The sequence below is a fragment of the Corynebacterium sp. HMSC077G07 genome, assembly GCF_001809225.1.
GTDB classification, from domain to species: Bacteria; Actinomycetota; Actinomycetes; order Mycobacteriales; family Mycobacteriaceae; genus Corynebacterium; species Corynebacterium jeikeium_D.
In genome coordinates, this window is sequence record NZ_KV796535.1 from 233,052 (window position 1) to 243,732 (window position 10,681).

9 protein-coding genes are annotated in these 10,681 nt (G+C 55.4%); 8 read left to right on the forward strand and 1 reads right to left on the reverse strand.

Annotated features, from left to right (window positions below; translation table 11 throughout):
- The first annotated feature begins 139 nt into the window (after nt 1-139).
- From HMPREF2562_RS06770 to HMPREF2562_RS06800, 7 genes are all read left to right on the forward strand, one after another.
- Nucleotides 140-1,138, forward strand: a complete 999-nt coding sequence (locus HMPREF2562_RS06770) for an ornithine cyclodeaminase (RefSeq protein ID WP_070653449.1) — start codon at nt 140-142, stop codon at nt 1,136-1,138.
- A gap of 31 nt (nt 1,139-1,169) precedes the next feature.
- On the forward strand, nt 1,170-2,663 hold the full coding sequence (locus tag HMPREF2562_RS06775) for a type III PLP-dependent enzyme domain-containing protein (RefSeq protein WP_016422023.1): 1,494 nt from the start codon (nt 1,170-1,172) through the stop codon (nt 2,661-2,663).
- Nucleotides 2,664-2,683: 20 nt separating this feature from the next.
- Complete coding sequence (locus tag HMPREF2562_RS06780; protein ID WP_080985592.1) at nt 2,684-3,769, forward strand: PLP-dependent cysteine synthase family protein; 1,086 nt, start codon at nt 2,684-2,686, stop codon at nt 3,767-3,769.
- Complete coding sequence (locus HMPREF2562_RS06785; protein ID WP_016422025.1) at nt 3,766-5,166, forward strand: MATE family efflux transporter; 1,401 nt, start codon at nt 3,766-3,768, stop codon at nt 5,164-5,166. Before HMPREF2562_RS06780 ends, HMPREF2562_RS06785 begins: the two co-directional genes overlap by 4 nt.
- A gap of 214 nt (nt 5,167-5,380) precedes the next feature.
- Nucleotides 5,381-6,502 (forward strand): ABC transporter substrate-binding protein, encoded by a 1,122-nt coding sequence (locus tag HMPREF2562_RS06790; protein ID WP_224783767.1) that lies wholly within the window; start codon nt 5,381-5,383, stop codon nt 6,500-6,502.
- 95 nt (nt 6,503-6,597) lie between these two features.
- A complete protein-coding gene (locus HMPREF2562_RS06795) occupies nt 6,598-7,647 on the forward strand; it encodes a FecCD family ABC transporter permease (RefSeq protein WP_042389120.1) in 1,050 nt (349 codons plus the stop codon).
- 179 nt (nt 7,648-7,826) lie between these two features.
- Complete coding sequence (locus HMPREF2562_RS06800; RefSeq protein WP_080969612.1) at nt 7,827-8,486, forward strand: ABC transporter ATP-binding protein; 660 nt, start codon at nt 7,827-7,829, stop codon at nt 8,484-8,486.
- Nucleotides 8,487-8,595: 109 nt separating this feature from the next.
- Here the strand turns inward: HMPREF2562_RS06800 and HMPREF2562_RS06805 are convergent, their stop codons facing one another.
- Entirely contained in the window at nt 8,596-9,576 is a 981-nt protein-coding gene (locus HMPREF2562_RS06805; RefSeq protein ID WP_016422029.1) for a 1,4-dihydroxy-2-naphthoyl-CoA synthase, read from the reverse strand.
- A 13-nt stretch (nt 9,577-9,589) separates the two neighbouring features.
- On the opposite strand from HMPREF2562_RS06805, the gene HMPREF2562_RS06810 reads away from it, so the two are divergent.
- Entirely contained in the window at nt 9,590-10,615 is a 1,026-nt protein-coding gene (locus tag HMPREF2562_RS06810) for an o-succinylbenzoate synthase (RefSeq protein ID WP_016422030.1), read from the forward strand.
- The last annotated feature ends 66 nt before the right edge of the window (nt 10,616-10,681 follow it).

Below are 10,681 nucleotides of genomic sequence, written 5' to 3' on the forward strand. Positions count from 1 at the left end.
AGTCATTGAACCTTCACTGCCTGTGATCGCCGATAGAATTTAGGAATTAGGGTAGCCATACCTATGACAGGTAGTGTAGGCTCTCCTTTTGTTGGTTGAATGGTTGGCTATCAATCGTTACTTGCTTGAAGGACTTCTATTGATTGATTCAAAAACTCCAAAGCTTCGACTTTTGACCCGATCGGACTTGGAAGATATCGAACTCGAACCTTCGCTGGTTATCCGTGCAGTAGAAGATGGATACTTGGCATTCGCGGAAGGTTCCTCGCAGTGCCCGACAAAAATGATGATTGACTTACCGGTTGAGAGCCGGGACTCGATTGCTTTTTCGATGCTCGGTTTTGATGCCAACCGTGATCTCGTTGGATACAAGACCTCTTATCGCCACGGAAGCGACAACCCAGATAAGTACTACACCACCATTAGTCTCTACGACGATGAAAGCGGCATGCCATACGCGCTAATGGACTGCCAAAAAGTTGGAGCCTCGCGAACTCCCGCTACGACAGCATTGATTGCGCGAGAATGTGCACGCGCTGATGCGAAGACTGTGACTGTTTTTGGCACTGGGATTCAGTCAGTTAACACACTTTCCTACTTGGTCACAGCAGTGCCGAGCCTCGAAAAACTACAGCTGCATGGAACTCATCCGGGAGGATTAGAAAAAAGCCGGAAGTCGCTTAATCACTGGTTTCCCGAGCGGAATATCGAACTAGTTGAACGCGATGATGCTTCTGTTATGAAGGCAGTTCAAAGCAGCGATATCACCGTAGTTGCTTCCGGTCGTGCCTGGCACCCATCGATTCAAACTGAATGGATTCCCGAAGGTGGGCTGCTAATTTCTGTTGCTTCCAAGGGAATTGCGGATGGTGCTGTTGCTGCTGCAGACAGGGTAATTGCTACTAGTGCCGGACAGTTCGAGCTAGTTGGGCAGCGATTGCTCCAGGGCAAAGAAGTGGAATTGGATGCAACACTACCCGATATTCTCGCGCGAAAGGCCCCAGGGCGCACGAATGAAACTGACCGAGTTTTTGCATTCTCGACGGGAATGATTATTACGGATATTCCAGTTGCTCAGGAACTTGCGGTTCGTGCATTTTCTGCTGGGCGAGGTACGGAGGTGTCGCTATGGTCGTAACGCTCGCTGTCGGCACTACGGGAAATGAAAAGTGAACGATAAAACTTTTGCTTCTACACCCTCTGTGCCCAAGACCTCGACCCTGGTCCCGAAACAACGTGACTGGGCGAAAGATTTACTGTCAATTCCAAGTGACGGCGTCTCGGAACTAACTCGTTTAGCCACACTAGCGGCAGGGCCTTTTCATGTTCTAAATACTCAGGTTTTTCGCCAGAATTTGAATGCTTTTGCTGCTGTTTGCGAGCGTCACGGAGTCGACTCGCATATCTACTTCGCTCACAAAGCAAATAAGTCTGCGTGCTGGATCCCCGCAGTCGCCGAAGAGGGGCATCGCGTAGATGTTGCGAGCGGGGAGGAGCTCACCGGCGCTTTAGGCGCTGGTGTGTGTGCTGCCGACTTAGTTGTTACGGGTGCGGAAAAATCGCAATCGCTTTTGACTCTTGCTCTCAGGCAGAGAGTTCTAATTGCAGTAGATTCTCCGAGCGAACTATTCCGAATTAATTCGCTGGCTAAGGATCTTGGAGTCGTTGATGCTCCGGTGTTGATTAGGTTACTGCCTGAAGAACAGCCTGAGACTCGCTTCGGCACCTCCATGGCACAGTGGCTTCGAGAGCTTGAGGCCCTGCGAGAACAATCTAGTAATGGGATTGACTGTAGGGGCGTGACCTTCCATTTGAACGGATACAGTCCCGCTCAGCGTAACCGCCAAGCACATAAAGCTTTGGATTTTATGGAAATTCTTCGAATTAAAGGATGGACGGCAGAGATGCTGGACATAGGTGGAGGATTTTCGGTTCAGTATTGTGAGCCATCCCAGTGGGAAATGTTTCGGGAAAAGGTTATTGATTCACCGGATAAGCGAGACTATTTTCATTCTGGTCGAATTCCAGAAGGGCTTTATCCGTATGGTGGGCAGGGCAATGATGGCCCTGAAATGTTAGATGAAATTCTTTCAGGAGTAGCTAATTCGCCTTCAGTTGAGAGGATTGATAAAACTAGCACTTCGCTTGCGGAACGGCTAAAAAATGGGCGATTTCAGTTGGCCATTGAACCAGGCCGAGCGGCGTTAGATGGTTGTGGATTGAGCGTTTTTCCAATTCAGGGTGTGAAATGGAGAGACGACTACATAATTATTACTGTTGCGGGTTTAAGTATGAGCCTTTCTGAGCAATGGAAAGGCAGTGAATACATGCCTGACATGACGTTATGGGAGAATCCCGGCTCAGATGATGGCGCCAATTACATGGGCAGGCCTAGCGGTGGCAGTAATTGTCTATCGCGCTCGGTTGGTGTCTGTGTTGGCGGAAGTAGCTGTATGGAATATGACATGCTCACTTGGCGAAAGGTCCAAATGAATCGAATTCCGAGAGTTGGGGATTTGGTTATTTATCACAATACGGCTGGTTATCAGATGGACAAAAATGAAAGCGAATTTCATCAAATTCGCCTGCCCATGCGGTTTGTTTGGGAAGGTCGGGGAAGCTTGCCGAAAATAGATAGGCCTTTATATCGGGAATTGGTTTAAATGTCTAATTGGGGTCTGTCATGATTGATTTTCCATATTCTGAAAAAAAATTAAGAAAACCTTGCGCAACATGTTCGCTTGAGAGTTGTAGTTTAATTGGAAACACGCCAATTCTTGAACTGTGTAATACCGGATCCGGAAGCCGGTTATTACTGAAGATGGATTGCCTAAATCCGACGGGAAGCGTAAAGGTGCGAATGGCGCTGGAGATGATTGTTGCTGCGGAGATCTCCGGCGAGCTCAAGCCGGGCGGAAGAATCATTGAACCCACTAGTGGAAACACTGGTTTAGGTCTGGCATTTGTGGCCTCTCAGCGGGGATACAAGTTTACGGCGATTGTGGATCATCACGCTGCTAAGGACAAGCTGCGTTCCATGCAAGCACTTGGAGCAGAGTTGGTCTTCGTCGGGGATAAAGAATCCTGTGTTCCGTCTACGAGCCTTAGACGTGCGAAGGCCGCAGAAATTGTCGCCGAGACCTCGGATGCATGGTGGCCAGATCAGCACAATAATCCCAACAACCCAGCTGGTTACTGGCAGCTTGCATACGAACTCGATGAGCAAATCCCAGAAAAGGTTGACGTTCTCGTTGCGGCAATCGGAACGGGCGGGACGTTGTGCGGTACAACGGAACATCTGAGGAAGCTTGGGCATACCGCCGAGTCGTTGGCTGTTGAACCCGAAGGCTCCATCATTTTTGGTGGGGTGCCAGGGGCATATAAGCAATCAGGTGCCGGTGCTCCGTCGGGTTTCAAAATCGGCAATAACGTCCGCTACAACCTCATCGACCATGGAGTCAAAGTTAGCGATGTCAAGGCATTCGCTGTGGCCCGAGTGTTGGCTAGGGAACATGGGCTCATGGTTGGAGGCACAGCAGGTGCTGCAATCTACGAAGGTTTGCGTCATCTACACGAGTTTCAGGCAGGAACAACAATGGTCGTCATTGTTTGTGATGCTGGTGAGAAATATCTCGACACAATTTTTGATACTGATTGGCTTCAGAAAAATCATTTGTATTCAGAAGTTATGGAGCGTCAAGTTTCGCGAATGCTCAGAGCCTATGGTGATTCTCGTGCCATTGCTAGTTCCTTCGAGGTGGCCGGGTGATAAAACCAGCTCGTGCAATTGGCCAGCAAACCGTGTCCTACCGTGATGTCTATTCGCTTGCGCTACCCATCGCGGGCGTTCAGCTAGCGGGGGTTGCGCTAACCACGACCGATGTGCTGATGCTGCAGACCCTCGGTGTAGTGGCAATTGCCGGCGGCGGACTCGCAATGCAGTTCTACAACCAGATTCGCACCATGTGTGTCGGTATGGTCACCGCCGGAGGCAACCTAGTAGCCGAGGCCGCGTCGGAGTGGGAAAAGACAGGCGAGGAAGTTGCGGCTGAGCGAATCCGCCAAGCGGTACGCAGTTGCATGGCCGTCGGTACCGCAACTGCAATCATTGGTGGCCTCATCGTGATTTCATTTGGTGCGCTTGCACTCATCTTGCCCATCGACGACACTGTTGCCGAGCTAGCGTTCTCGATGACGGTCGCGCTTGCACCAGGCCTTATCCCGATGATTTGGCTCAATGTCCTGCGGCAGTTTGCAGTCGGCATGCGTCGGCCGGGCTCTCTGCTGGTGGTTACGCTCATCTCCATCGTTGTCAACGCTGCTCTCAACGCTGGATTCCTCCGGCTAACAAGTGTCAATGAATGGGGAACTGCATGGGGACTGGTGGGCATCGGTCTGTCGACCACCTGCGTCCAGGTTTTTACCCTGCTGTCCTTTGCTGGCTTGCTGCAAAGAGACCGTCAGCTACGGAAATTCTTCGCGGTCATTCCGAGGCCCGGCGACGCAGCATGCATGAGGCGCATTATTCGGCTTGGGATTCCAGTTTCGCTTACCTACGGCTCTGAAGCTGCGATTACTACTATCGCAGGTCTAGCGATGGGCCTGGTTAGCCCAGTCATGCTGGCAGCGCACACCGTTGTTAACCAACTCGCTTATATCGTCTACCAAGTATGTATCGGCTTCTCGCACGGAGGATCTATACTGGTCAGCCGTGCATTAGCGGATGGTGCCGAGGCAGTCAAACAGGTATCACGTCGGGTTTTGCACGCAGTGGGTATTTATCTTGCCGTCGTCGGTTTGCTCTGGTTGCTACTGGGCAAGTACGTCGTTGGACTGTTCCTTACTGATTCCAACGTTAGTGCCAATCCCGATGTACGCCATATAGCGACAATCTTGTTGTGCCTTGCCGTGCTTCAGCAGTTCGCTAAAGGCTCCCAGAACGTGCTGGTGGGGCTCCTTCGTGGGCTGCGCGACACGAAGTCGGGTCTCAGTGCGACCCTTTGGGGCTACTGGGCGGTGGGGGTTCCAGCTCTCCTGATTCTTGGCCTTGGCCTTCGTTGGGAAGGATATGGCGTTTGGGTTGGGCTCATCCTTGGCTTTTCCACGACCGCTGCTCTGCTTTACCGCGCTCTGCAGCGTCACCTGCAACCCACTAGTTCCGTGTGACGGCCGAAGCTTCGTAACACCCATCCAGAAATAGTCTGAACCATCCACGTAAAGATGACGTTTTCCCTCTACCGAAGGGGATCCGAGGAGCTGAATATGCGGTCGACTGACCGCCTGCTCCGGAAAGAAGAAAATGAAGGTTAGTTCTCCTCTTACTCCAAGCGTGCTACTGCGTGACTTCCCCGCAAGGGTGCTTTTCGCGGTACTCCTATGCATGTCGCTCGTCCTTCTCGCCGCTTGCTCAGATGGAAATGGAGACGCATCCGCTAGCAGTGAGAAGCGTACCGTCGTCGATGCGCTAGGACGCGAAGTTAAAGTCCCGCAGAATGTCGAGCGAATCCTGATGGGCGGGCAGAAGATGCTTTACACGACGGCGCTTCTGAACCCAGACAATCCAACTGACAAGATCGTTGCCTGGCCAGAGGACCTGAAGGAAAACGACAAAGCCACTTACGACCGCTACGTTGAGAAGTTCCCCAAGATCAAGGACATCCCGACCACAGGCGAGATTTACAACAACACTATGTCGCTGGAACAGGCTCTGGAGTCCCGACCCGATGTCTTCGTAGTAAATGCGGGTGTCTTCGACGCGGCTAAAGATGCTGGAATCGTTGATGGATTAGAAAAGGCAGGCGTGCCGACGGTGACTGTCGACTACTTCATTGACCCAGTGAAAAACACCGAGCCCAGTATTCGAATGATGGGACAACTGCTGGGGCGTGAAAAGCAGGCGGAAGACTTTATCAACTACTACGAGAAGAAGGTCAACAAGGTCGCTGACCGCCTTGCCGAGAAGAAACCAGCACCGACACCGACATTCCTGTGGCGAGCACCCGGTTACTTTGACTGCTGCTCAACCTTCGCCAAGTCCAACCTGGCGCAGATTGTCAATTTTGCCGGTGGACTAAACCTTGGCGACGAAATGATTGATGCGAAGCAAGGGCAGGTATCGCCAGAGGCATTGGCCGGGAAGAATCCTGAAGTCATCATTGCCACAGGCGCAGACTGGGATCAGGGTAAGACTCCGGTCAAGGAAGGAAATTACGTACCGCTGGGTTACTCGGAATCGAAGGAAGAGGCGCAAAAGGCCCTTCACGATGTCGTCGGTAAGCAACCCGCTGTGCGTGAAGTCGACGCGGTGAAAAGTAAGCGTACTTTCGTCGCATGGCATCATTTTTACGATTCGCCATATAACTTCCTGGCAGTCGAGATGTTTGCAAAGGCCATGCACCCGGACTTGTTCGGCGACATTGACACTGAACGAGAGGTACAGGACCTGCACGATAAGTTCCTGCCAATCGAGGCCTCGGGCACCTTCTGGACTGGGCTGGAGTGATGTCGAACATGCAAGTTTCGCACGGAAACCTGGCAACAACGCAGGGGAGCGGAGACGCCGTTCGCGGGGAGCAGGAAGTCAGCCCTGATAGAGTAATGGTGCAGTCAACTTTTCACTGGTATCAGCGCGCAGCACGGAAGAAGTGGGTGATAATCGCTCTGATTACTGTGGTGTTGGCTTTGACATCGCTTGCTGACTTTCTACTCGGTGGCGGTAGCATGCCTGCCAGCGAAGTTTTGCATACATTGACCCATCCGGTTGGTGCGCGACCCATTGACCACCAGATTGTTTTCGACATTCGGCTTCCGATGACCGTGACTGCAGTGCTCGTCGGAGCGACGCTGGCAGCGGCGGGCTCACAAATGCAGACAATTCTGGGAAATCCCCTGGCCGAGCCGTACACCCTGGGCGTGTCAGCGGCGGCCGGATTCGGTGCTGCCCTGGCTGTGGTCACCGGCTTCGCTTCTGAGGGAATCGGTGCGGTGCTGGGGATGGCCGGGACTGCGTGGGTGTTCGCGATGCTGGCCTGCGCTGCGATTCTGCTCTTTTCCCGATTTCGTGGCCCAGGAGTCGAGGGGATGATTCTCCTCGGTATCGCGATTGTATTCTTTTTCGACGCTCTACTGGCCCTGATGCAATACCTGGCCTCGGAGACGCAGTTGGAACAGGTTGTGTTCTGGACGATGGGTAGTCTCACCCGCTCGAACTGGACGCAGATTGCGTTGCTCGCGGTGATATTCGTGATGGGGCTACTCTTCTTTTACCTCAATGCCTGGTCGCTGACTGCATTCCGGATGGGCGATGACCGCGCAAAAGCCCTTGGCGTAGACGTTGATCGACTGCGTGCGCTGACCCTTATCGTGGTGTCCTTTATGGCGGCAACCGCTGTGTCGATGGCCGGTACGATTGGATTTATCGGTCTCGTCGGCCCACACGTTGCGCGCTTATTGGTAGGCGAAGATCAACGTTATTTTCTTACTGCTTCGACTTTGGTAGGGGCGCTGCTTCTGGTTGCGGCATCGGCAGTGTCGAAGGTGATTCAACCGGGTGTAATTCTTCCCGTAGGCATTATTACCGCAATTGTAGGAGTGCCCGTATTTGTCGCGATTATCGCTGGCCAGAGGAGGAAAATGTGGGTTGGCTAAAGGCAAGTCGCTTTGTCGGGAACGACGCTGTACATGGTCATCACGACAGCCCCAGTAAACCTGACGGTAAACCCCTCGGCGAAACCCCTCCAGAATCGTCCGCTCTTAGCGCGCGAGGAGTGTCTTTTGCTTACGACGGCCATCATGTCCTGCACAATGTCGACGTTGGGCCTCTTCCGATGGGAAGCGTGACTGCGTTGGTCGGTCCCAACGGAGCTGGCAAATCGACACTGCTGAGGTGTTTGGCGGGCCTTGAAAACTGCTCGGGGCAGGTACGTGCTGAAAGATCTCTATATTTGCCACAGGACCCTCCGCCGCTGAGCTCATTGACCGTGTACGAAAGCGTCCTGCTTGCCCGGCAACAGTCATTTTCTGGGTTTTCCGCACTGCGTGTCGGATCCACAGTGCGGGCAGAAGTGCAGGCCACCATTGAACGACTTGGGTTGGTTGCGTTGTCATCGCGGCTGATGTCTGAGTTGTCTGGGGGACAGCGGCAGTTGGTGAGTTTTGCGCAGGCGGTTGTGCGACGACCTCGGGTATTGCTTCTCGACGAGCCCACCAGCGCACTCGACCTGCGTAACCAATTGATGCTTCTCGGGCAGGTACGCAAGTGTGCGCGGGAATTGCCCTGCGCGGTAGTGATGACACTTCATGACCTGGGGCAAGCGGCGCGCTTTTGCGAACATGTGGTTGTTCTAGCCGATGGTCGGGTCAGCAGTGCAGGGCCTCCGGCAGAGGTCATTAATGAAGCTATGCTGCGAGAGGTTTATCAGGTAGAAGGTGCGGTGCTCCCGACTCGCAATGGCGGGCTGGCGGTCGAAGCGTCGGAGGCACTCTAGCGCAGACCCGTGACTGTAGCGCACGCTCTCGGCTGTTCTACAGCCACGAATGAGCGCTAAAGTGCAGGGCCCGACGAGCGCCCCAGCCGGCGCCCCCCCCTAACTGCCCCTAGTAGTAGAACGGGAACTCGTCCCAGTTCGGGTCACGCTTTTCCAGGAACGCTTCCTTGCCCTCGACGGCCTCGTCGGTCATGTACGCCAGGCGAGTAGCCTCGCCCGCGAAGACCTGCTGGCCCATCAGTCCGTCATCGGTCAGGTTGAAAGCGAACTTCAGCATGCGCTGCGCCGTTGGGGACTTACCGTTGATCATGCGGCCCCACTCCACCGCGACATCTTCCAGCTCAGCGTGGTCGGCGACCTCGTTGACAGCGCCCATGCGGTGCATGGTCTCAGCGTCGTAGGAACGGCCGAGGAAGAAAATCTCGCGGGCAAACTTCTGACCAACCTGCTTCGCCAGGTAGGCCGAGCCATAGCCGGCATCGAAAGATCCCACGTCAGCGTCGGTCTGCTTAAAGCGGGCCTCCTGGCGGGATGCCAGTGTCAGGTCACACACCACGTGCAGGGAGTGTCCGCCACCTGCGGCCCAACCATTGACCACGGCAATGACAACCTTCGGCATAGTGCGAATCAGGCGCTGCACCTCCAGGATGTGCAGGCGGCCACCCTCGACCTTGGCACGCGCGGTATCGATGGTGGATGCGTCCGCGGTAGCGTCGTCATGCTCGTGGGATGTGGCGTACTGGTAGCCGGAACGACCGCGAATGCGCTGGTCACCACCCGAACAGAATGCCCAGCCACCGTCCTTGGTGCTCGGGCCGTTACCGGTCAGCAGCACAACGCCGACATCCGGGGTGCGACGCGCGTGGTCGAGCGCGCGGTAGAGCTCATCGACGGTATGCGGGCGGAATGCGTTACGAACCTCCGGGCGATCAAACGCAATACGCACAATGCCGTTTTCGCGGCCCTCGCCGACGTGGCGGTGGTAGGTGATGTCGGTCAAATCCTCAAAACCATCAACCGTCTTCCACTGCTCGGGGCGGAAGGGGTTATCGGTCGAGTACTTCGCGGTATCAGTCATGGCTTCCAGCATAAAGGTCTCTAGCATGAGGGGTATGTCTGTGTCCGCTGCGCCCAACATCCAGCTTCCGCCCATCGATGACATCCTCGACCGCGCCCACGTCGTCGCGCTGCCCATGGCAGTGAAATTCCGTGGCGTCACCACCCGCGAGGCACTCCTCATCGACGGCCCCGTCACCTGGGGCGAGTTCGCTCCCTTCCTGGAATACGAGGCGTCCGAGGCCGCCGCGTGGCTGCGCTCGGCCATCGAATGCGCATACGTCGGCCTGCCCATCCCGAAGCGCGAGTTTGTCGAGGTCAACGCCACCATCCCCGCCGTCACACCCGACCAGGTGCCGGAGGTCGTGGCGCGCTACCCCGGGTGCCGCACGTTTAAGGTCAAGGTCGCAGAGAGCGGCCAATCGCTTAACGACGACATCGAGCGCGTAGCCGCCGTCCGCACCGCGGTGGCCGAAGCCTATGGCTATGAACCTGTGGTGCGGGTGGATGCGAATCGTGGCTGGTCGGTGGAGCAGGCCATCCGCGCCGCTCATGAGTTGGGGCCGCTGGAGTACATGGAGCAGCCCGTTGCGACTGTCGCCGAGCTCCGCGCGGTCCGCGACACAGTGGGGGAGTTTTGCCCGATTGCTGCCGATGAGTCGATTCGCAAGGCCGAGGATCCGTATTTGGTTGCGCGCGAACAGGCGGCGGACGTGGGCGTAATGAAGGTCGCGCCGCTTGGTGGACCACGCTGCTTGCTTCGGTTGGCCGAGGAGCTCGCGATGAAGGTGACGGTCGCCAGCGCCCTGGACACCGGTGTTGGCATGGCCGCCGGTTTGTTCACGGCGGCGGCCCTGCCTGCCACAGAGCTGCAGCCGGAGCCGAACGCGGCGGGTTTGGCCACGTCCTCGCTGTTTATCGAGGACGTCATCGAGCCCCGGCCACTTATCGATGGCCGACTGCCCGTCACCAACCCCGCTCCCGACCCTTCCCGCCTGGCCGAGCTCGCCGCGCCGGGCCCCCGCCGCGATTGGTGGTTCGACCGCCTCCGCGCGGCGTACGCCCATCTATAACGCCAAGAAAGTGACTAGGTTTATGACACTTTGAGCCCGGTAGGTTCAGGCGGTGAATGCATCACC